20 protein-coding genes and 1 tRNA gene are annotated in these 19,908 nt (G+C 57.9%); 15 read left to right on the top strand and 6 right to left on the bottom strand.

The features are described 5' to 3' along the window. Positions 1 to 8: 8 nt before the first annotated feature. A complete protein-coding gene (locus tag BZL43_RS03220) occupies positions 9 to 1,442 on the top strand; it encodes a DegQ family serine endoprotease (RefSeq protein WP_095630965.1) in 1,434 nt (477 codons plus the stop codon). A 76-nt stretch (positions 1,443 to 1,518) separates the two neighbouring features. Here BZL43_RS03220 and BZL43_RS03215 read toward each other — a convergent pair whose 3' ends face one another. Then, on the bottom strand, positions 1,519 to 2,952 hold the full coding sequence (locus BZL43_RS03215) for a M48 family metalloprotease (protein WP_095630964.1): 1,434 nt from the start codon (positions 2,950 to 2,952) through the stop codon (positions 1,519 to 1,521). Between the two features lie 97 nt (positions 2,953 to 3,049). Here BZL43_RS03215 and BZL43_RS03210 point away from each other — a divergent pair, with 97 nt between their 5' ends. Together BZL43_RS03210 and BZL43_RS03205 are read left to right on the top strand one after the other, a co-directional pair. After that, positions 3,050 to 3,289 carry a sulfurtransferase TusA family protein gene (locus BZL43_RS03210; RefSeq protein WP_095630963.1) on the top strand — a complete coding sequence of 80 codons (240 nt, stop codon included), beginning with the start codon at positions 3,050 to 3,052 and terminating at the stop codon, positions 3,287 to 3,289. A gap of 31 nt (positions 3,290 to 3,320) precedes the next feature. Next, on the top strand, positions 3,321 to 4,391 hold the full coding sequence (locus tag BZL43_RS03205) for an AI-2E family transporter (RefSeq protein ID WP_095630962.1): 1,071 nt from the start codon (positions 3,321 to 3,323) through the stop codon (positions 4,389 to 4,391). 127 nt (positions 4,392 to 4,518) lie between these two features. On the opposite strand, the gene BZL43_RS03200 is transcribed toward BZL43_RS03205, so the two are convergent. Together BZL43_RS03200 and BZL43_RS03195 are read right to left on the bottom strand one after the other, a co-directional pair. Next, positions 4,519 to 4,992, bottom strand: coding sequence for a peroxiredoxin (locus tag BZL43_RS03200; protein ID WP_095630961.1), 474 nt, complete (start codon positions 4,990 to 4,992; stop codon positions 4,519 to 4,521). Positions 4,993 to 5,002: 10 nt separating this feature from the next. Then, positions 5,003 to 5,563 carry a glycine cleavage system protein R gene (locus BZL43_RS03195; protein ID WP_007898662.1) on the bottom strand — a complete coding sequence of 187 codons (561 nt, stop codon included), beginning with the start codon at positions 5,561 to 5,563 and terminating at the stop codon, positions 5,003 to 5,005. Between the two features lie 326 nt (positions 5,564 to 5,889). Here BZL43_RS03195 and dapA point away from each other — a divergent pair, with 326 nt between their 5' ends. The 7 genes from dapA (at position 5,890) to BZL43_RS03155 (ending at position 10,584) form a co-directional block, all read left to right on the top strand. Continuing rightward, on the top strand, positions 5,890 to 6,768 hold the full coding sequence (dapA, locus tag BZL43_RS03185; protein WP_048394063.1) for a 4-hydroxy-tetrahydrodipicolinate synthase: 879 nt from the start codon (positions 5,890 to 5,892) through the stop codon (positions 6,766 to 6,768). Between the two features lie 17 nt (positions 6,769 to 6,785). After that, positions 6,786 to 7,901 carry an outer membrane protein assembly factor BamC gene (gene bamC, locus BZL43_RS03180; RefSeq protein ID WP_095630960.1) on the top strand — a complete coding sequence of 372 codons (1,116 nt, stop codon included), beginning with the start codon at positions 6,786 to 6,788 and terminating at the stop codon, positions 7,899 to 7,901. A 4-nt stretch (positions 7,902 to 7,905) separates the two neighbouring features. After that, a complete protein-coding gene (locus BZL43_RS03175; protein WP_038979338.1) occupies positions 7,906 to 8,664 on the top strand; it encodes an MBL fold metallo-hydrolase in 759 nt (252 codons plus the stop codon). Between the two features lie 28 nt (positions 8,665 to 8,692). Further along, entirely contained in the window at positions 8,693 to 9,406 is a 714-nt protein-coding gene (gene purC, locus BZL43_RS03170) for a phosphoribosylaminoimidazolesuccinocarboxamide synthase (RefSeq protein WP_095630959.1), read from the top strand. Positions 9,407 to 9,489: 83 nt separating this feature from the next. Further along, positions 9,490 to 9,579 (top strand) — tRNA-Ser (locus tag BZL43_RS03165). A 331-nt stretch (positions 9,580 to 9,910) separates the two neighbouring features. Beyond that, complete coding sequence (locus BZL43_RS03160; protein ID WP_095630958.1) at positions 9,911 to 10,102, top strand: DUF1508 domain-containing protein; 192 nt, start codon at positions 9,911 to 9,913, stop codon at positions 10,100 to 10,102. A gap of 116 nt (positions 10,103 to 10,218) precedes the next feature. Then, a complete protein-coding gene (locus tag BZL43_RS03155) occupies positions 10,219 to 10,584 on the top strand; it encodes a 5-carboxymethyl-2-hydroxymuconate Delta-isomerase (RefSeq protein WP_095630957.1) in 366 nt (121 codons plus the stop codon). Positions 10,585 to 10,587: 3 nt separating this feature from the next. Here the strand turns inward: BZL43_RS03155 and BZL43_RS03150 are convergent, their stop codons facing one another. The 3 genes from BZL43_RS03150 to BZL43_RS03140 all read right to left on the bottom strand — a co-directional run bounded on the left by BZL43_RS03150 (position 10,588) and on the right by BZL43_RS03140 (position 13,814). Continuing rightward, positions 10,588 to 11,523 carry a LysR family transcriptional regulator gene (locus BZL43_RS03150; protein WP_095630956.1) on the bottom strand — a complete coding sequence of 312 codons (936 nt, stop codon included), beginning with the start codon at positions 11,521 to 11,523 and terminating at the stop codon, positions 10,588 to 10,590. Between the two features lie 170 nt (positions 11,524 to 11,693). Beyond that, on the bottom strand, positions 11,694 to 12,614 hold the full coding sequence (locus BZL43_RS03145) for a DMT family transporter (protein ID WP_095630955.1): 921 nt from the start codon (positions 12,612 to 12,614) through the stop codon (positions 11,694 to 11,696). Between the two features lie 15 nt (positions 12,615 to 12,629). Beyond that, the gene (locus BZL43_RS03140; protein ID WP_095630954.1) at positions 12,630 to 13,814 is read right to left on the bottom strand and encodes a cyanate transporter; all 1,185 of its coding nucleotides are present in this window, start codon (positions 13,812 to 13,814) and stop codon (positions 12,630 to 12,632) included. 512 nt (positions 13,815 to 14,326) lie between these two features. Here BZL43_RS03140 and BZL43_RS03135 point away from each other — a divergent pair. The 5 genes from BZL43_RS03135 to BZL43_RS03115 all read left to right on the top strand — a co-directional run bounded on the left by BZL43_RS03135 (position 14,327) and on the right by BZL43_RS03115 (position 19,802). Continuing rightward, positions 14,327 to 15,709 (top strand): glutamine synthetase family protein, encoded by a 1,383-nt coding sequence (locus BZL43_RS03135; RefSeq protein ID WP_095630953.1) that lies wholly within the window; start codon positions 14,327 to 14,329, stop codon positions 15,707 to 15,709. 160 nt (positions 15,710 to 15,869) lie between these two features. Then, positions 15,870 to 17,519, top strand: coding sequence for a phosphoethanolamine transferase (locus BZL43_RS03130; RefSeq protein ID WP_095630952.1), 1,650 nt, complete (start codon positions 15,870 to 15,872; stop codon positions 17,517 to 17,519). A 73-nt stretch (positions 17,520 to 17,592) separates the two neighbouring features. Further along, complete coding sequence (locus tag BZL43_RS03125; RefSeq protein WP_095630951.1) at positions 17,593 to 18,255, top strand: class I SAM-dependent methyltransferase; 663 nt, start codon at positions 17,593 to 17,595, stop codon at positions 18,253 to 18,255. A 123-nt stretch (positions 18,256 to 18,378) separates the two neighbouring features. Further along, positions 18,379 to 19,512 carry a ribonuclease D gene (rnd, locus tag BZL43_RS03120; RefSeq protein WP_095630950.1) on the top strand — a complete coding sequence of 378 codons (1,134 nt, stop codon included), beginning with the start codon at positions 18,379 to 18,381 and terminating at the stop codon, positions 19,510 to 19,512. Beyond that, complete coding sequence (locus BZL43_RS03115) at positions 19,509 to 19,802, top strand: YcgL domain-containing protein (protein ID WP_007898694.1); 294 nt, start codon at positions 19,509 to 19,511, stop codon at positions 19,800 to 19,802. The genes rnd and BZL43_RS03115 overlap by 4 nt, the downstream gene beginning before the upstream one ends. Positions 19,803 to 19,908: the final 106 nt, after the last annotated feature.

Genomic DNA, 19,908 nt, shown 5'->3' with positions numbered 1-19,908 from the left:
GGAGCCGTATGTCGATACCACGCTTGAAGTCTTATCTTTCCATCGTTGCCACCGTGCTAGTACTCGGTCAGGCGGTCGCCGCACAAGCAGCGGTCGAGTTGCCCGATTTCACGCAGCTGGTCGAGCAGGCCTCGCCCGCGGTGGTGAATATCAGTACCACCCAGAAGCTGCCCGATCGCCGGATCTCCAGCGAGCAAATGCCCGACCTTGAAGGCTTGCCGCCGATGCTGCGAGAGTTCTTCGAGCGGGGCATGCCGCAACAGCCACGGTCCCCGCGCGGTGACCGTCAGCGTGAAGCGCAGTCGCTGGGCTCAGGCTTTATCATTTCGCCCGATGGCTACATTTTGACCAACAACCATGTGATTGCCGATGCCGACGAGATTCTCGTGCGTCTGGCCGATCGCAGTGAGTTGAAGGCCAAGCTGATCGGTACCGATCCGCGCTCCGATGTCGCTTTGCTGAAAATCGAAGGCAAGGACCTGCCGGTTCTGAAGCTTGGCAAGTCGCAAGACTTGAAAGCCGGTCAGTGGGTCGTGGCCATCGGTTCGCCATTCGGCTTTGATCACACAGTCACCCAAGGTATTGTCAGCGCCATCGGTCGTACCTTGCCAAACGAAAACTATGTACCGTTCATCCAGACCGACGTGGCGATCAACCCGGGCAACTCCGGTGGTCCGCTGTTCAACCTGGCCGGTGAAGTGGTCGGCATCAACTCGCAGATCTATACCCGTTCCGGCGGCTTCATGGGCGTGTCGTTCGCGATCCCTATCGATGTGGCGATGGACGTTTCCAATCAGCTTAAAAGTGGCGGTAAAGTCAGTCGTGGCTGGTTGGGTGTAGTGATCCAGGAAGTGAACAAGGATCTGGCCGAATCGTTCGGCCTCGAGAAGCCGGCCGGTGCGCTGGTGGCTCAGATCCAGGATGACGGTCCGGCTGCCAAGGGTGGCCTGCAAGTGGGCGATGTGATCCTCAGCATGAACGGTCAACCGATCGTCATGTCCGCCGATCTTCCGCATTTGGTGGGTGCGCTGAAGGCTGGCTCGAAAGCCAATCTTGAAGTCATTCGCGAAGGCAAGCGCAAGAACGTCGAGCTGACCGTCGGCGCTATTCCCGAAGAAGGCAAGGAGTTGGAAGCCCTTCCTCAATCCAGCATCGAGCGCAGCAGCAATCGCCTGGGTGTTTCCGTGGCCGAGCTGACTGAGGAGCAGAAGAAAACCCTCGACCTTAAGGGTGGCGTGGTTATCAAGGAAGTTCTGGACGGTCCTGCTGCCCTGATCGGCTTGCAACCGGGTGATGTGATCACTCACCTGAACAATCAGGCGATCGGTTCCTCCAAGGAGTTCACGGAAATTGCCAAGGCGCTGCCGAAGAATCGCTCGGTGTCGATGCGAGTTCTGCGTCAAGGTCGTGCCAGCTTCATCACCTTCAAACTGGCTGAATAAACCGGTTGTCGGCTGAATAACAAACCGCCTCGAAAGAGGCGGTTTTTTTATGCCTGGATTTTTGTTCCCGAAGAGGTCAACCCATCATGTCCTTGACCATGCGTTCCTGTTCCATCAACTCGCGTTGGCGTGCGTCGATGCGCGATGACAGCGGGAAGTTGCTGCCAGCCTTGCGCTTGGCGAAGTCCAGTTGCTGGATCGCCTGGCGATAGTCGCCGACCAGTGCAAAGTATTCTGCGCGAGCCTGATGCAGACCGATGATGTTGCCCGACAGGCCTCGAGTCTCGGCCACCATGTACCAGACGTCCGGATCATAGGGTCGGCTCTTGAGCAGGATCTCCAGTGCTTTCTCCGCTTCGGTCGCTCGATTCTGCTTGAGCAGCAAATCGACACGCACCTGATTCAGCGGGTAGTTGCCGGGGTATTGAGTGAGCATCCGGTCAACCCGGGATTGAGCATCGGGCAGGCGATTATTGGTGATGTCCAGATCGACCTGCGCCAGGTTGTAGATGATCTCGTTCGGCGATTTGGCCAGCAGCAGCTTGAGGTTTTCCCGAGCTTCATTCAGTTGACCGCCCTTGATCTGGGCGATCGCCAAGCCATAGCGTGCGACGTCGTTTTTCGGATTTTCATCGAGTTGGGCCCGAAAGCGCTTGGCACCCAAGCCTGGAGTTTCTTCATAGATCAATTGCACGCGGGCGCGAATCAGTTGGTAACGCATGCTGTCTTCGATGCCGCCCGGTTTGGCCTGTTCGGCGCGGTTGCGGGTGTCGGCGATCCGCGATTCGGTGACCGGGTGAGTCAGCAGGAATTCTGGTGGCTTGGCGTCGAAACGGTACTGGCGCATCAGCCGTTCGAACATGGTCGGCATCGAGCGCGGGTCGTAACCGGCCCTTTCCAGGTTCATGATGCCAATACGGTCGGCCTCTTGTTCGTTCTGGCGCGAGAAGCGTCGTTGTTCCTGAATCGCCGCTGCCTGGGTACCGGCAATGGCCGCGATCCCTGCATCGCCTGCACCGGCCGCGGCAATCACAATGCCAGCCAGCAACGCAGCCATCATGGGCACTTGCATGCGTTGCGACGCTTCGACACCGCGGGCGAAGTGACGCTGCGACAAGTGAGCCAGTTCGTGGGCCATGACCGAAGCATATTCACCCTCGGTCTGGGCATTGAGGAACAAGCCACCGTTGACGCCGACGATTCCGCCCGGGGCGGCGAAAGCGTTGAGCTGCGGGCTGTTGATCAGGATGAACTCCAGACGCCGGTCATTGACCTGGCTGGTTTCCACCAAACGGTAGACGCTGGATTCGACATAATCCTTGAGCTGCGGATCGTTGAGCTGTGACACCTGACTGCGCAACAGCGCCAGCCAGGCACGGCCCAATTGGTGTTCCTGTTGCGGCGAGACGATGGCAGAGCTGGCATCACCAAGTGACGGCAAGTCGTCAGCGAAGCCCGGTGAGGCGAGCAGGCAAGCGAGCGTCAGCAGGGTAGGGCGCAAAAAAGTCATGCACAAAGCCTTAGTCGACAAAGACCTTACTGTAGCCGGACACTACGCTTGGGACCAGATATTCTAAGCGGCTTAACCCCCGCCCCGGAGTGATTTGATGACTGACGCAGTAACCCACGATGTCGAACTGGACGCCAGCGGTCTGAATTGCCCGTTGCCGTTGCTCAAGGCCAAACTGGAGCTCAACCGATTGGCCAGCGGTGCGGTACTCAAGGTGATCGCTACCGATGCAGGTTCCCAGCGCGACTTTCGCACCTTTGCCCGATTGGCCGGTCATACGCTGCTTCGTGAAGAAGATGAGGCGGGCGTTTACCGCTATTGGTTGAAAAAAGCCTGAAACCTGTTGCGTTCGTTTCTAAGGATTATTGATGTTCAAGGTGTTACGCGACTGGATTCAGCGCTACTTCTCGGATGAAGAAGCCGTGGTGCTGGCGGTGCTGCTGTTTCTGGCATTTACCGCGGTGCTCACCCTGGGTGGAATGCTCGCGCCCGTACTGGCCGGTATGGTGCTGGCGTATCTGATGCAGGGGCTGGTGGTGACGCTCGAACGCCTGCGCATGCCGGGTGGCGCGGCGGTGGGGCTGGTATTCGCGTTATTCATGGGGTTGTTGCTGGTTTTTATCATCGTCGTGGTGCCACTGCTCTGGCACCAATTGATCACGCTGTTCAACGAATTGCCTGGCATGCTCGTCAAGTGGCAGTCGCTGCTGTTGCTGCTGCCCGAACGCTATCCGCATCTGGTGTCGGATGAACAGGTGTTGCAGGCGATCGAAGTGGCGCGGGGCGAGATCGGCAAGTTCGGCCAATGGGCACTGACGTTTTCGCTGTCGAGCCTGCCACTGTTGGTGAACATCATGATTTACCTGGTGCTGGTGCCGATACTGGTGTTCTTCTTTCTCAAGGACCGGGAGATGATCGGCCAGTGGGTCCGCGGTTATCTGCCGCGCGAGCGGGCGCTGATCACCCGGGTTGCCCAGGAAATGAATCGGCAGATCGCCAATTACATTCGCGGCAAGGTCATCGAAATCTTCATTTGCGGTGGTGTGACCTATATCGCGTTCGTGACGTTGGGGCTCAACTACTCGGCGTTGCTGGCATTGCTGGTGGGTGTCTCGGTCGTGGTGCCTTACGTCGGGGCAGTGGTGGTGACCGTGCCAGTGCTGCTGATTGCACTGTTTCAGTGGGGCTGGAGCGACCAGTTCATCTATTTGATGGCGGTCTACGGGATCATCCAGACGCTGGACGGCAACGTGCTGGTGCCGCTGCTGTTCTCGGAGGCGGTCAATCTGCACCCGGTAGCTATCATTTGCGCGGTGCTGCTGTTCGGTGGATTGTGGGGTTTTTGGGGAGTGTTCTTTGCGATTCCCCTGGCGACGCTGTTCAAAGCTGTGCTGGATGCCTGGCCGCGCAAAGAACCTGTGGTGGCGCCGCTGCTTTAATCGTCGGTGCGGGTTATGTGGTTGGGGCAGAAGGCCTCATCCCGAGCAGGCTCGGTCCCCCAAGGTTTGCGCAAATCCTGTGGGAACGAGCCTGCTCGCGATGGCGTCAGAACGGGCACTAGCCGAATCAAGCCTTGTTCAGCGCCTGAGCAGCAGCCAGAACCGCATCCACATGCCCTGGCACCTTCACGCCGCGCCATTCCTGACGCAGCACGCCATTCTTGTCGATCAGGAATGTGCTGCGATCAACGCCCATGTATTCCTTGCCGTAGAGCTTTTTCAGTTTGATCACGTCGAACTGCTGGCACAGCGCTTCTTCCTTGTCACTGATCAGCTCGAAAGTGAACGCCTGTTTGGCCTTGAAGTTTTCGTGGGATTTGAGGCTGTCGCGAGACACGCCGAAAACTTCGGTATCGGCGGCTTTAAAGGCGTCAAGCTGATCACGGAAACCCTGACCCTGGGTGGTGCAGCCCGGCGTGCTGTCTTTGGGATAGAAGTAAATCACCACTTGCTTGCCTTTGAGGCCCGCGAGGCTGACGGATTGCCCGTTGGTGGCGAGTGCTTCGAAGTCGGCAACCGGTTGGTCGATGGCTACGGCCATGAAAGCTTCCTTACATTGGGTTTTGTGGGCGCCACGGCTCGATCAGTGCGTCCAGGTTCATGGCGTCGGCGAAATCCAGGAACTGGTCACGCAACCAGCTGATCTGGGTGCCGGCCGGCAAGGTGACGGTGAACGTGGCGTTGAGCATGGTGCCGCCGGTCTGCGGGGCCTGATAGGTGTCGCAGGTCAGGTTCTCCAGTTCGACGTTGTGATCCATGAAGAACTGGCACAGCTCGTTGATGATGTCCGGACGGTAGGCTGAGCTGACGTAGGCAACGTATGGCAGGGCCTGGGGACGGTTCTCCAGGGCAGCGCTGCGGACCACGTTAACGGTGAAGGCGTGCCGTTTGGCCAGCACGGGCAGGCTGCCTTCGAGGCGCGCCAGGGCGTCCCAGCTGCCGGAGATCTCGAGGATCAGCGCGCTGCATTCGCCGTGGCGGGTCAGGCGAGAGGTGACCACGGCGCAGCGGTTTTCATGGCTGGCACGGCACAGGACGTTAGTCAGCTCCATGGGGTTGGCGCCGAGGGCACTGATGACAAGGAATTGTTCGCGAACTGTGGGGGTGGACATGCAGCATTCCTAAAGCGATGAGCGGTCGATACTTTTATGGGCTTTTTTTACCGGGACCAGCCTGCGGATGCGAATTCAGAAACCCCGGCCGAAGGTTGCGACGTGCTCCAGAGTGGCGAGAGCGAGGGGTGGCAACGCTGGATCGGGGCTTGTGAGGCCGAAAATGGAGGCTGGAACGCGGCGTACGAGCTTATCAGTACCGATCAAAGTCTGAAGGGTAGCGAAAAGCAGCGCCAAGGGGAATGGCAGCAGCGCAGTACTTCGCTTGTACAAGCATCTTGGCGCCAGTACCATTACCGCTCTCTTTTTCCGGCAGGAGCGGTTGCATGATTGCGGGCAGTATGGTGGCACTGGTCACACCCATGGATGCACAAGGTCGTCTTGACTGGGACAGCCTGAGCAAACTGGTAGACTTCCACCTGCAAGAGGGCACCAACGCCATCGTGGCCGTCGGCACTACAGGTGAGTCGGCCACGCTTGACGTGAACGAGCACATCGAAGTGATTCGTCGCGTGGTTGCCCAGGTTGCAGGGCGTATTCCGGTGATCGCCGGTACGGGCGCCAATTCGACGCGCGAAGCGATCGAATTGACCACCAACGCGAAGAACGCCGGCGCCGATGCGTGCCTGCTGGTAACCCCTTATTACAACAAGCCGACGCAAGAAGGCCTGTACCAGCACTTCAAGGCAATCGCCGAAGCCGTCGACATCCCGCAGATTCTCTACAACGTGCCGGGCCGTACCGCCTGCGACATGCTGGCCGAGACGGTGATCCGCCTGTCGACCGTGAAGAACATCATCGGCATCAAGGAAGCCACGGGCGATTTGCAGCGTGCCAAGGACATCCTGGCCGGCGTGAGCAGCGACTTCCTGGTTTATTCCGGTGACGACGCGACCGCGGTCGAGCTGATGCTGCTCGGCGGCAAGGGCAATATTTCGGTGACCGCCAACGTCGCGCCGCGCGCCATGAGTGAGTTGTGCGCCGCAGCCATGGCCGGTGATGCCGTCAAGGCCCGGGCGATCCACGAAAAACTGATGCCACTCAATAAAACCCTGTTTATCGAATCCAACCCTATTCCGGTGAAATGGGCGCTGCATGAAATGGGCTTGATGCCGGACGGTATCCGTCTGCCGCTCACCTGGCTCAGCGCTGCCTGTCACGAACCGCTGCGACAGGCCATGCGCCAGTCCGGCGTCCTGGTTTAATTGAGGAAGTACTACGCATGAAGCGATTGGCCGGACTTTCCGCACTTGCCTTGATTATCTCCAGCACCAGTGGCTGCGGATGGGTCTGGGGCCCGGAAGGTTATTTCCGTGACCGTGGTAGCGACTACCTGGAAGCGCAACAGACTGCACCGATGCAACTGCCTCCGGACGTCAGCACCGCCAAGCGTCTGGATCCGCTGTTGCCGATCCCGCGCAATGTGCCGGATGACACCGCCAAGGGCGAATACATCGTGCCTCGCCCACAGCCGCTGTCGGCAGCGGCTGATGCCAGCGACTACACCCTGCAGAAGAGCGGCGATTCGCGCTGGGTCATGGCCCAGCATCCACCGGCTGAAGTCTGGCCCGTGGCCGTGCAGTTCTTCCAGGACAACGGTTTCCGTCTGGACGAGCAACGCCCGCAAACCGGCGAGTTCACCACCACCTGGCAACGTTCCGACGAACTGTCCGCAGCCATGGCCAAGCGCCTGAGCGCGGCCGGTGTCGACACCGACAGCGAAACCCGCGTACGGGTGCGTATCGAGCCGGGCGTGCAACGCAACACCAGTGAAGTCTACGTGGTCAGCGCCGAGCGTCCTGCCGGCAGCACTGCCAACGTGGATTTCACCAATCGTTCGGTCAATACCGGCCTGGACGCCGCATTGGTCGATGACATGCTCGCGAGCATGAGCCGCACCTCGGAGAAGGGCGGTTCGGTCTCCATGCTGGCTTCCCGTGATTTCGATACGCCAAGCCGTGTCAGCCTGACCGAGGACGGCAGCGGCAACCCGGTGCTCAACGTCGGTTCCGATCTGGATCGTGCCTGGTCGAGTGTCGGTCGTGCGCTGGAACAGGGCGAATGGCGCGTTGAAGACATCAACCGCAGCCTGGGCCTGTACTACATCAACCTCGCCGAAAAAGCCGAGAAAAAGGACGAGAAGCCAGGGTTCTTCAGCGGTCTGTTCGGCAGCAAGCCGGACAAGGAAGAAGTTGAAGCCCGCGCCGAGCGTTATCAGGTTCGCCTGAGCAAGGTTGGTGAGAACGTCCAGGTCACCGTCGAGAAAAACATCAACACCGTGGCGCCAGCAGACGTGGCGCGCAAAGTGTTGAGCGTGATTCAGGACAACCTGGGCTGATCACATGCGTTTTGCCGTTCTCGGCAGCGGTAGCCAAGGGAACGGCACGCTGATAGCCAGCGACGACACGTATGTACTGGTGGATTGTGGTTTCTCCCTGCGGGAAACCGAAAAACGCCTGCTGCGACTGGGGGTGAACCCGTCGCAGTTGAGCGCGATACTCGTGACCCACGAACATGCCGATCACGTGCATGGCGTGGGTTTGCTGTCTCGGCGTTACAATCTGCCTGTCTACCTCAGTCGCGGGACCCTGCGCGGGATGCGCAAACCGATTGAACCCGCAGGCTTTCTGGCTGGCGGCGAGCAATTGCAGATCGGTAACCTGAGCATCGGCGTCATTGCCGTGGCCCATGATGCACAGGAACCGACGCAGTATGTCTTCAGTGATGGTCAGCGGCGTTTCGGCCTGTTGACCGACCTGGGTTCGTATTGCAATACAGTGCTGGACGGCTACCGGGACCTCGATGCATTGATGATCGAGTCCAATCATTGCCGTGACATGCTGGCTCGCGGTCACTATCCGTACTTTCTCAAGCAGCGGGTGGGCGGTGAATTGGGACATTTGAACAACCATCAGGCGGCATTCCTGGTGGCCGAGTTGGGCTGGCAAGGCCTGCAACACCTGGTCCTGGCCCATCTGAGCAGCAAGAACAACCTGCCGCAGCTGGCCCGGCAATGTTTTGTCGACACCCTCGGGTGCGACCCGGACTGGCTGCAACTGGCCGATCAAGATTCAGGGCTCGACTGGCGACATATCGCCTAGCCCACCTACTTAGCAAGCGGAGCCCATCATGGAAAAACGTGAAGAACTCTACCGCGGCAAAGCCAAATCGGTTTACAAGACCGATGACGCTGACCGCTTGATCCTGCTGTTTCGCAACGACACTTCGGCGTTCGACGGCAAGCGCATCGAGCAGCTCGACCGCAAAGGCATGGTGAACAACAAGTTCAACGCCTTCATCATGCAGAAACTCGAAGCAGCCGGCGTACCGACTCAATTCGACAAACTGCTGGGCGACAACGAATGCCTGGTGAAAAAACTCGACATGATCCCGGTCGAGTGCGTCGTGCGTAACTACGCCGCCGGCAGCCTGGTCAAGCGTCTGGGCGTCGAAGAAGGCATGAAGCTCAACCCTTATACTTTCGAACTGTTCCTGAAGGACGACGCCAAGGGCGACCCGTTCATCAACGAATCTCACGTCGTGGCATTCGGTTGGGGCACCGCCGAGCAACTGGTTCGTATGAAAGAACTGTCGCTCAAGGTCAACGAAGTCCTGAGCAAACTGTTCGACGACGCCGGCCTGCTGCTGGTCGACTTCAAACTCGAATTCGGTGTTTTCTCCGATGGCACCATCGTTCTGGGCGACGAGTTCAGCCCGGACGGCTGCCGCCTGTGGGACAAGGCCACTGGCAAGAAAATGGACAAGGACCGCTTCCGTCAGGGCCTCGGTGACGTCATCGAAGCCTACGAAGAAGTCGCCAATCGTCTGGGCGTACCGCTTTAATCGACGCAAGCATCTGATAGCACGGAAAAATTTCGCTTAGGGGGTTCGCTTCCGGCAAAAGTGTTGTTATGATGCGCGCCGTTGGAGAGATGCCAGAGTGGCCGAATGGGACGGATTCGAAATCCGTTGTAGTGGCGACATTACCTAGGGTTCGAATCCCTATCTCTCCGCCATTACATAGAAAAGCCCCGTAGCTGAATAAGCTACGGGGCTTTTTCGTTTGTGTGGATTTTTCGGCCGGCCACTTTCACTGCATGTGCCTCAGGTTTTCAGCGTCAGTAAATCAGCTCAACTGCGTAAGAAAAATATGACTGTTCCCGAGAAAAGTACCTCCACTGGGTCTCTTTAATTACCACCTCCTGTATTTGTTGATTGTCTCGTGAATCAAGAGGTTATCTTCGAAATATCCCCTCACATTGAAAGACACTGCCGCAAAAATTCCTCATCTACTCTGGTTTTGCAGGTCACTGACCTGTCGTAATCAGCAGTCGCAAGGAGCGATCAATGTATTTTGAGATTTACAGGCAAACCCGTGGCACCGCACAAACCGGCAAGGGGCAATGGCGCTGGCGTTTACGGGCGGGGAATCATGAAACGATTGCCAGTGGAGAGGCTTACGTCAACAAGTCTGATTGCGTGCATGCCATCAGTTTGATCAAAGGGACTCATGATCAGACACCGGTCAGGGAAATATAGGTTTCGGGCGGTGGAGCTGCTCACTCAGAGCAGCTTCTTTTTTTTGAACGCTCGTATAAGTGTTTCGGGTTTTCAGGATAGGATCATTTTTCCTATCAATCTTCAGGAGCCCCGTTATGCCTCACTTGCACATGGAATACACCGCCAACTTGCCCGAATTGAATGCCGATGTGGCGTTGATGCGACTCAACAACGCGTTGGTCGCTTCCGGCCTGTTTGGCGCTGAGTTCGATATCAAGGCGCGTGCCGTGAAGGTCGAGACTTTCAGGGTGGGCACTGCACTGGGCGAGCGGGGTTTCGTGCATGTGAAACTGGCGCTGTTGAGCGGTCGTTCGCCGGAGACCAAAAAGCAGTTATCTGCAAGCCTGCTGGCCGTGGTGCAGGATGTGTGTGAGTGGCCGGCAGAAGTTGAGGTCCAACTGTGTGTTGAAATCCTCGACATCGATCGAGAGTCTTACACCAAGACCGCCATCAGCCGCTGAGCTTCAGGCCATTTCCTGCTCGGCGCAGGCTTTGATCACTTGCTCGCGTAGCCAGGTGTTGGCGCTGTCCTGATCGACGCTTTGACTCCACTGCATGTCCAGGGTGAAGCCCGGCAAGCCGTTCGGTGCTTCGCAGTGATTGAAGATCGCTTCGTTGGCCAGCAATTGCTGAATGCGTCGGGGCAGGGTCAGGATGAAATCGGTGCCGGTGATCATCTTCAGCGCCGCGCTGTAGCTGTTGGAGCGCGCGACTATTTGTCGTTTGTGGGCCTGTTGAGCAAGCCAACCGTCGACCATATTCGTAGTAGATGTCCATGGCGTCGGGAACACGTGCCGGCGTTGAGTGAACGCTTGCAGGCTCAAGCGCGGCTCCAGTGGCGTGGCCCGTTTGTCGAAGACGCAGACCAGGTCATCCTCCAGCAGCCTCTTGCAGTTGAAATCGGTATGGCTGCGATGAAAATTCGGGCCGAAACAGACCACCAGGTCGAGGCTACCGTCACGCAGTTCGTCGGCCGGAATGTCGGTTTCGAACTTGTGCATGTTGACCATCACTGGCAGGTTGGCGAAATCGAAGCTCTTCAACAGACGCGGCAGGATTAACTGCTCGAAGTATTCCGGCGCGCAGATATTGAAAGTGACCGCTTGCAAGGTCGGGTCGAAGGTCGGTGCTCCGGCATGACACAGGTTGATGTTTTCGAGAATTTTCAGCACGTAGGTATACATGGTGCTGGCTTTGTAGGTGGGTCGCATCCCCGTGCGGGTATTGATGAACAACTCGTCTTCGAAACTGATGCGCAGTTTTTTCAGGCAATAACTCACGGTGGACTGGCTGACGCAGAGCGCTTCCGACACGCCGGTGACGCTGCTTTGCTCATACACGGCGACAAACACCATGAGGTCCTGCATGTCGAGTTTTCTAAGCAAGTTACTGTTCAGCATCCGTTCTGTCTCACTGTGCTCCTTGCGCTGACTGTGCGCAAACGTGTGCGAATGATCCTAGCGGAACGATGGTGCCAAGAGAATGCCTTGTAGGATTTTTCATGAGTTGTGGGGCAGAAAATGTACGAACACGTCTTTTGAATTCAATCGCTTGATGGCTGGCCAGAGGCTTATAAGGCTGATGGCTGCGCGGGAATCGCCTGGCGACTGGATGTTAGCAGCGCCAACATGCCGATGCCCACCAGTAATGCGCCGATGATTTCCAGGGCGAGCGGCGACTCACGTAGCCAGAACCAGTGGAACAGCGTGATGAATAGAGTGCTCAGGTAAATGTAGGAAATGACCGCGGAAGGGGCGATGACGCCAATGGCTCGATGCAATAGCCAGAAGGTCGCCAGCGTGGCGAACAGTGCCAGGTACAACAACCACCAAAGATCGCTCGCAGTCAGCAACGACGCCGATCGCCAGCCGCCGCTGAGCCCACAGATTGCCAATAGAAACAGCGCGCCGAACAGCATGTTCCAGAAAGTCATGCCCACCGGTCCGCGCCCCTTGAGAGTATTGGTCTTGAGCCGTTGGCTCAGGGGTGAGTAGAGCGCCATTGCCAAACAACCGATCCCATACACCGACACCGCATACAGCGACGGCAACTCGTCGGGGCCGGCGCCTTTCAACACCAGCAGCACGGCACCGGCTGCGGCAGTCAGCATGGGCAATACGCGTTGTTTCAGGTTGCTGTCGGGTATCAGGAAGGCTTCGAACAGAAGCGTCGATAACGGCACCACAGCAAACATCGTCCCGGTGGTGACCGTCGAGGTGTAGCGCAGTGCTTCGAACAATGAACCGAAATACAGCGCCAGCAACATGCCGAGCAGCGCATGGCTGAGCAGCCCCTGGATGTTCATGGCGGTATCACCCTTTACCAGCAGCAGGGGCAAAAATACCAGGGCGCAAAACAGCAAGCGCAAACCGGTCAGCAGAATTGGATCGATGGCTTGGCTGACCTGGGCTGCGGCGGAAAACGAGACGGCAATCAACAATGCCCAGAGCAGCATGCCGACGTGGGCCGCAGCAAAACCTGTGGGTTTCATGATGAGGGTCTCGGGTCAGTGAATGTGCTTGGCGTAATGCCGCGGATCGAAGCGCAGGGCCATCAAAATCATCAATGCCATGACGCCGGTCAGTGACCACCAGGCCCATTCGAAACTGCCCAACTGATCGCGAAATATCCCGGCCATCAGCGGCGAGAGGCCAGCAATCAGGTAACCGATGCCTTGTACGAAGGCAGTCAATCCGCCGGCGCGCTGGGGGTTGTCCAGATGATCCAATGACACAATCAGGCTCATCGGGAACAGCCCGCCGATGCCCAGTCCGAGCAGGCAAGGCCAAAGCAGACTCAGGTGTTGCGGGCTTAGAATCAACCCGCAAAAACCGGCCATGATCAATATCAGCAAGACCACCAGCACCAGTCTGCGGTCGCGGCTGCGGTTGGCGATGGCGGGAACCAGTAGCCCTGACAACACTTCCATGGCGGTTAAAAAGCCCAGCAACAAACCGGCCTGTTGTTCGCTCCAGCCTTTTTCCACGTAATACGGCGCCAGCCACGCCAGCACACAGGTGTAGGACGCGGTGCCGAGGCCGAAGAAGAATGCGAGTAACCAGGCGCGAGAATGGGTGAAAAAGGATTCCTTGCCTGATGATCTGGTATCCAGTGTCGGCATTCTCGAGCGTTGGACACACCAGCACAGTAGCGCCACCAGCGCCAGCGCCGCCCAGATCGCCAAACCCACTCGCCAACTTGCAGTGCGAGTCATCACCAGCGGCGCAAACGACGCCGCGATTGCCGCGCCACCCATGATTGAGGTGACGTAGAGGCCCATGCACACGGAAACGTTGTCGCTGAAACGGGACTTGATCAGCGCGGGCATCAACGCCTGAATCAACGCAATGCCGATGCCGGCCACCACCGCGCTCAAGATCAATTGCGCTGCAGAATCGAGGAACAGCCGCGACACCGTGGCCAGGCCGATGATCAGCAGCGACAGCACCACGGTGCGTTGTTCGCCCAGGCGCTGACTGACACCGATACCGAAGAACATCGCCAGTCCCATGGCCATGACTGGCAACATTGTCAGGAGCGAGGCCAGGCTGAAACTCAGCGCAATATCACCGCGAATGGCTGATAGCAAAGGACCGACAGCGGCCATGGATGGGCGCAGGTTCAGGGCGACAAGCATGATACTGAACATCAGCCAGAAGGCAGGGCGGGAGGTTGTGCGAACGTTTTCCATAATCGGACCTTCAAAAATCAGGAGCCGATTAGGCGCGCGAGCCCTGGAGGCCGCAAATCAGAAAGTCTGGAGCGGTATTTAAAAATTAAATAGCGGTATCGCTACCTCCAGAATTCCTGTGGGAACGGGCTTGATAGCGGAAGACCGGTCAACAACTTGGCTGAATGTAAATCCGTCATCTCGGGCAAGCCCATTCCCCACAGCGATAGAGGGCGTTTGGGAAATTGATTGTTTAGTCTGTCCACACCCAAGGTTCTTCAAATCCCGATTTAACGAGTTAACCGCCCGTGTGACGCTGCTGCTCATCTGTTTACTGCGGTCTTCTTTATGGACGGTTGTCCGGTCGCACTCCCTTCCGAACTGGCCTTTTGGGCACTGTGGCACTGCCGCCACGCGCGCCCGCCAGATTCCTGCCTGTCTCGCTGATTGTTCTGACAGGTCCCGCGCCGTGTGCCGGGATCAAACTGGCGGCGCGCTGTGCGTTTGCCTGACGCGGATAGACGAGAATTCCCATGAGCTGTGCCACGACATCCTTCGCCACGAAAGAAGAAGCGCTGACCTTCCTGGAACACAATCCGGACATCGAGATGTTCGAGCTGTTCATCCTCGACAACAACGGTGTGCCACGGGGAAAGTTGCTGCATCGCGATGAACTGCTGGCGGTGTACGAAAGCGGGCGGCCGCTGCCAAGTACCATTCTGGGCCTGACCATCAATGGCGATGACGTGGAAAACTCCGGTCTGGTCTGGGACGTCGGTGATATCGATTGCCGCGCCTACCCGATCAGCGGCAGTCTACAGCGCATGCCGTGGCGATTGATTCCCACGGCGGCGGTGCAGGTCAGCATGCATCCAAAAGAGGGCATGCCCGCGACCATCGCCGACCCACGGCACCTGCTGGCCAAGGTCATCGAAGGCTTGCAGGCCGACGGCTATTACCCGGTGATGGCGGCGGAGCTGGAGTTCTATTTGCTGGATCAACAGCGCGACAGCAACGGTCGGCCGCAGCCGGCGCGGGATGTTGATGGCGGGCGCCCACGCTCCACGCAGGTTTATGGCTTGCGTGAGCTTGAGCAGATCGAGCCATTTCTGGCCGACCTCTACAGCGCGTGCAAGCTTCAGGGCATTGCGGCGCGCACGGCGATTTCCGAATACGCACCGGGGCAGGTGGAAATCACCCTTGAACACCGCACCGATGCTTTGCAGGCGATGGACGAAGCGGTGCGCTACAAACGACTGGTCAAGGGCGTGGCCCACAAGCATGGAATGACCGCCTGTTTCATGGCCAAGCCTTTCGATGATCTGGCCGGCACCGGCATGCACATGCATGTCAGCCTGGCAGACAAGGATGGCAAGAACCTGTTCGCCAGCGAAGCCCCGGACGGCACGCCACTGCTCAAACAAGCGGTCGGCGGAATGCTCAGCACATTGCTCGATTCATTGCTGCTGTTCTGTCCGAACGCCAACTCATACCGTCGTTTCCAGACCAACAGCTACGCACCACTGGCGGCCACCTGGGGCGTGGACAATCGCACCGTGAGTTTGCGAGTGCCCGGCGGGCCGGCATTCTCCCGGCATATCGAGCACCGCCTCTGTGGTGCCGACGCCAACCCGTACCTGGCGGCGGCGGCGATTCTGGCCGGGATTCATCGCGGCATCCGCGAGCAGCTTGATCCTGGAGCACCCGTGGAAGGCAACGGGTACGCCCAGGCTACGGCATTGTTGCCCACCGACTGGTTGACCACGTTGCGCGCGCTGGAGGCATCGAACTGGGCGCGGGAGGCATTCGGCAGTGAGTTTCTTGGTGTGTACCTGGCGGTGAAACGTGCCGAGTACCGGCAGTTCATGGGCGAAGTCGGCGAGCAGGACTGGCGTTGGTATCTGCATCAGGCGTGAAGTGAGTCTTTTGAACGTTTGAGTCTCCTGGCATGCGCCAACTAATCGTTGGCTTCTTTTTCACGAAAAATTGAGAGTGGGCTGCTTAAGATTTGTGTTGTCGCGGCAATGAGTTTTTCACATTTGCCGCGGACACTTCTTTCAGGAACAGCCGACCATCATGTTGAAGTTAAAAGCCGTACGCCCCGAGTGGGTGACGTTGATTGTCAGTGTCTTTTTATTGGCTGGGTTCAATTCGGAACTCTGGGGTCACCTGTTCGTTATCACCGGGGCAAAGGGTCAAGGCATCGCCTTGGGTATTGCATTCGGGGTAATGATCCTGGCGGTCTTCAACATAGTGCTGACCTGGCTGGCGTTTCGACTGGTAATGAAACCCGTGTTGACCCTGATCTTTTTGGTCAGTGCCGGGGTTGCCTATTTCATGAGCCAATACGGTGTATTGATCGACGCCGGTATGTTTCGTAACTTCGCAGAAACCAATGCCACAGAAGTGCGTGACTTAGTGTCCGTGAAGTTGTGTGTTTATATTGTCGCGCTCGGAATATTACCGTCCTGGCTATTGTGGAAAATCCCCGTCAACTATCGTCGCTGGCACCGCGAGTTATTAAGTAAAGTGCTGGTGAGTGTCGCATCGGTTGCAGTGATTGGCGGTGTTGCCCTGGTCAACTATCAAGGCTTGTCGTCGTTGTTTCGCAATCACCATGAATTGCGCCTGATGGTGGTACCCAGCAACTACATCGGGGCCTCGCTCGGTTATCTGCGCGAGCAAGTCGTTTCTGCCCGGCAACCCTTTGTCAAACTCGGTGAAGATGCCCGGAAAAACCCGGTCTGGCAGACCCACGGCCGTAAATCCCTGACGGTCCTGGTGGTGGGCGAAAGTGCCCGGGCCGAGAACTTTGGCATCCTGGGTTACGACCGCGACACCACCCCCCAACTGGATAAGGAAGCCGGCCTGATCGCCTTCACCGATGTGCATTCTTGCGGCACGGAAACCGCCGTATCGGTGCCCTGCATGTTTTCCAACATGGGCCGCAAGGATTACAACGCCAGCAAGGCAAAGAATGAGGAAGGGCTGCTGGACGTGCTCAAGCACGCCGGTCTGGAGGTGATCTGGCGGGATAATCAGTCAGGCTGTAAAGGCACTTGCGATCGGGTTACCGTCGATGACGTGAGTAACCTGAAAGACCCGGTGCTGTGCGCCTATAGCGAGTGCCGCGACGAAATTCTCCTGCAAGGTTTGCAGCACTTCATCGACACCCTGGATAAAGACACGGTGCTGGTACTGCACCAGATGGGCAGTCATGGCCCGGAATATTTCAAGCGCTACCCGAAAGAGTACGAGCACTTTACGCCGGTGTGTGAAAGCAATGCGCTGAACAATTGCAGCCGCGAAAGTATCGTCAATGGCTACGACAACACATTGGTGTACACCGACCATGTGCTGTCGACCTTGATCGACCTGTTGCGCAGTAATCAGGACAAAGTCGATACCGCCATGCTCTATCTGTCGGACCATGGCGAATCCCTGGGCGAATACAATCTGTTCCTTCATGGCACGCCTTACATGCTGGCGCCGGAGCAACAGAAGCATGTAGCGATGCTGGCGTGGTTCTCCGACAGTTATCAAAAATCGTTCTCGGTCGACACGCATTGCCTGCAGTTGAGCCGCGAAAAGCCCTTGAGCCAGGACAACCTGTTCCATTCGATGCTTGGCTTGCTGGAGGTCAACAGCAAGGTTTACGACCCGGGGCTGGACCTGTTTGTCGGCTGCCGTGGTGCAGTCATTGACGGAGTGCTGGCCAAAAAATGAGTCCGTCGACCTTTTTTTCACGCGCCAGTCAGTAACCTGCCCTCAGTCGATACTCCAACCAGAGCCCTTGCACATGTCCGCGCAGCCCCCATCCGCCATCGAACTGGAGTTCGCCCGGCGCTACGATCAGGAACATGCCCGCGTCTGCCTTCAGTCGCGACCGCGTGGGCTGGCGGGGCGCCTGTCGTTCTGGCGCGACGAGCAACTGGTGCGTAATGCGCTTCAGGTCGCTGGCGAACCGGGATTGATTCTTGATGTTGCCTGCGGTGTCGGGCGCTTCTGGTCGATACTGGCCGAGCATGCGAATCGGGTGATTCTTGCAACCGATCCGTCGCAGGACATGCTCGATCATGCCCGTACCCACCATCCGCAGCACCTGCTGGAACGGGTCAAGACCTTTCAGAGTTCAGCCTTCACCATCGGTTTGTCGGCGAACGCGGTAGATTGCATTTTTTGCATGCAATTGTTTCAACATATCGCCAGTCCTGAACATCGGTCAGCCATGCTGGGTGAGTTCCATCGGGTCAGTCGCGATACAGTAATTGTGGCGGCGCGAGTCGATGCGCATTTCACGCTGCGCCGATCGACTGCGCAAGGTGCCTATGTCCAGCCGCAGGCGAGCAAGGCCGAACTCGAGGCCGAGTTCAGGCAGGCGGGTTTCCGCTTGCTCAGCCATCAGGACTTCCTGCCGGGTTGCGCGCGGATGCGGGTCTACGTGCTGCGTAAGACCAGCTAGTTTCCTTCTGTCAGACAATTCTTGCGATCCAGCAGGTATTTTCGCTAAAGCTCTTGTGCAGTGGATGCGCGGAAATCCCCGGGGGCGATATATACTGCGCGCCATTCTTCAAGGGAGAGCCGTGTGGCCATCGATATTCACTGGATTCGCGACAACGATAGCCTCGGTCAGTTTTGCGCCGAGTGGCAGCAGCTGCCATTCGTTGCCCTCGACACCGAATTCATGCGGGTCGACACCTTTTACCCGATCGCAGGCTTGCTGCAGATTGGCGATGGCGTACGCGCTTACCTGATTGACCCGCTGACCATCGACAACTGGCAGCCGCTGGCCGCGTTGCTGGAAAACCCGGCCGTGGTCAAAGTCCTGCATGCGTGCAGCGAAGATCTCGAAGTGCTGCTGCGTCTGACCGGTAGCCTGCCAACGCCGTTGTTCGACACCCAACTGGCCGCCGCTTACCTGAACCTGGGTTTTTCCATGGGTTACTCGCGGCTGGTGCAGGAAGTGCTCGGCATCGATCTGCCCAAGGGCGAAACCCGTTCCGACTGGCTGCAACGTCCACTGTCCGACACCCAGATCAGCTACGCCGCCGAAGATGCCTTGCATCTGGCAGAAGTTTTCGTGCAACTGCGTCCGAAGCTTTCTGAGGACAAATACGCCTGGGTCCTGGAAGACGGTGCCGAGCTGGTGGCCAATCTGCGTCGCGAGGTCGACCCGTATGAGGTCTATCGCGACGCCAAACTGGCCTGGAAGCTGTCCCGCGCCCAACTCGCCGTATTGCGTGAGCTCTGTGCCTGGCGCGAGCGCGAAGCCCGCGCCCGTGATCTGCCGCGCAACCGCATCATCCGTGAACATTCCCTGTGGCCGTTGGCGCGCACGCAACCGGACAACCTCGGGGCGCTGGCGAAAATCGAAGACATGCACCCGCGTACCGTGCGTCAGGACGGCGAATTTCTGCTTGATCTGATCAAGCGCTCTGGCAGTGTGTCGCCTGATCAATGGCCGCCAGCAGTGCCGGAGCCGTTGCCGGTAGATGCCGCTACGCTGGTCAAACAGCTGCGCGCCATCGGCCAGGCCGAAGCCGAGCGACTGAACATCGCTCCTGAACTGATGCTGCGCAAGAAAACCCTGGAAGCGCTGCTCAAAAGCGGCTTCCCCAATGGTCCTTACCAATTGCCTGATTCGCTGCGTGGCTGGCGCCGCGAATTGATGGGCCAGGCGCTGCTCGACAGCCTGGCCACCGCCGGAGAACAGCCTTGAAACGTATTTGTTCCATCTATCGAAGCCTGAAGAAAAACGAGATGTACCTTTATGTGCTTAAAAGCGATGCACTGGAGCGCGTTCCGGAAAGTCTGATGGCGGCTTTCGGCAAACCGCATCACGCTTTCGATCTGGTGCTGACGCCTGAGCGCAAGCTGTCGCGCGAAGACATCACCGTAGTGCTGGAAAACCTCGAGAAGCAGGGCTATCACCTGCAAATGCCGCCAGCCGAAGACGAATACATCGAGCATTTGCCGGAAGAATTGCTGCGACGCAACGACCCGATGTAATCGGCAGACAGGCTCTGTTCAGAGCCTTTATGAAACACTGGAATGATTTTGGCGAAGGCCAGGGCGATGGAGTGATGCTCCGTCGGCGGCCGTCTGCACTGTTTTT

The organism is Pseudomonas sp. PICF141, assembly GCF_002286815.1.
Classification (GTDB): Bacteria; Pseudomonadota; Gammaproteobacteria; order Pseudomonadales; family Pseudomonadaceae; genus Aquipseudomonas.
The sequence above is the reverse complement of the archived record's forward strand: the minus strand, read 5'-3'. Positions and strand labels throughout refer to the sequence as shown.

Excerpts from the sequence above, each read along its gene's own strand:
- BZL43_RS03220 (WP_095630965.1), top strand. The coding sequence starts at position 9 with ATGTCGATACCACGCTTGAAGTCTTATCTTTCCATCGTTGCCACCGTG.
- BZL43_RS03215 (WP_095630964.1), bottom strand. The coding sequence starts at position 2,952 with ATGACTTTTTTGCGCCCTACCCTGCTGACGCTCGCTTGCCTGCTCGCC.
- BZL43_RS03210 (WP_095630963.1), top strand. The coding sequence starts at position 3,050 with ATGACTGACGCAGTAACCCACGATGTCGAACTGGACGCCAGCGGTCTG.
- BZL43_RS03205 (WP_095630962.1), top strand. The coding sequence starts at position 3,321 with ATGTTCAAGGTGTTACGCGACTGGATTCAGCGCTACTTCTCGGATGAA.
- BZL43_RS03200 (WP_095630961.1), bottom strand. The coding sequence starts at position 4,992 with ATGGCCGTAGCCATCGACCAACCGGTTGCCGACTTCGAAGCACTCGCC.
- BZL43_RS03195 (WP_007898662.1), bottom strand. The coding sequence starts at position 5,563 with ATGTCCACCCCCACAGTTCGCGAACAATTCCTTGTCATCAGTGCCCTC.
- dapA (WP_048394063.1), top strand. The coding sequence starts at position 5,890 with ATGATTGCGGGCAGTATGGTGGCACTGGTCACACCCATGGATGCACAA.
- bamC (WP_095630960.1), top strand. The coding sequence starts at position 6,786 with ATGAAGCGATTGGCCGGACTTTCCGCACTTGCCTTGATTATCTCCAGC.
- BZL43_RS03175 (WP_038979338.1), top strand. The coding sequence starts at position 7,906 with ATGCGTTTTGCCGTTCTCGGCAGCGGTAGCCAAGGGAACGGCACGCTG.
- purC (WP_095630959.1), top strand. The coding sequence starts at position 8,693 with ATGGAAAAACGTGAAGAACTCTACCGCGGCAAAGCCAAATCGGTTTAC.
- BZL43_RS03160 (WP_095630958.1), top strand. The coding sequence starts at position 9,911 with ATGTATTTTGAGATTTACAGGCAAACCCGTGGCACCGCACAAACCGGC.
- BZL43_RS03155 (WP_095630957.1), top strand. The coding sequence starts at position 10,219 with ATGCCTCACTTGCACATGGAATACACCGCCAACTTGCCCGAATTGAAT.
- BZL43_RS03150 (WP_095630956.1), bottom strand. The coding sequence starts at position 11,523 with ATGCTGAACAGTAACTTGCTTAGAAAACTCGACATGCAGGACCTCATG.
- BZL43_RS03145 (WP_095630955.1), bottom strand. The coding sequence starts at position 12,614 with ATGAAACCCACAGGTTTTGCTGCGGCCCACGTCGGCATGCTGCTCTGG.
- BZL43_RS03140 (WP_095630954.1), bottom strand. The coding sequence starts at position 13,814 with ATGGAAAACGTTCGCACAACCTCCCGCCCTGCCTTCTGGCTGATGTTC.
- BZL43_RS03135 (WP_095630953.1), top strand. The coding sequence starts at position 14,327 with ATGAGCTGTGCCACGACATCCTTCGCCACGAAAGAAGAAGCGCTGACC.
- BZL43_RS03130 (WP_095630952.1), top strand. The coding sequence starts at position 15,870 with ATGTTGAAGTTAAAAGCCGTACGCCCCGAGTGGGTGACGTTGATTGTC.
- BZL43_RS03125 (WP_095630951.1), top strand. The coding sequence starts at position 17,593 with ATGTCCGCGCAGCCCCCATCCGCCATCGAACTGGAGTTCGCCCGGCGC.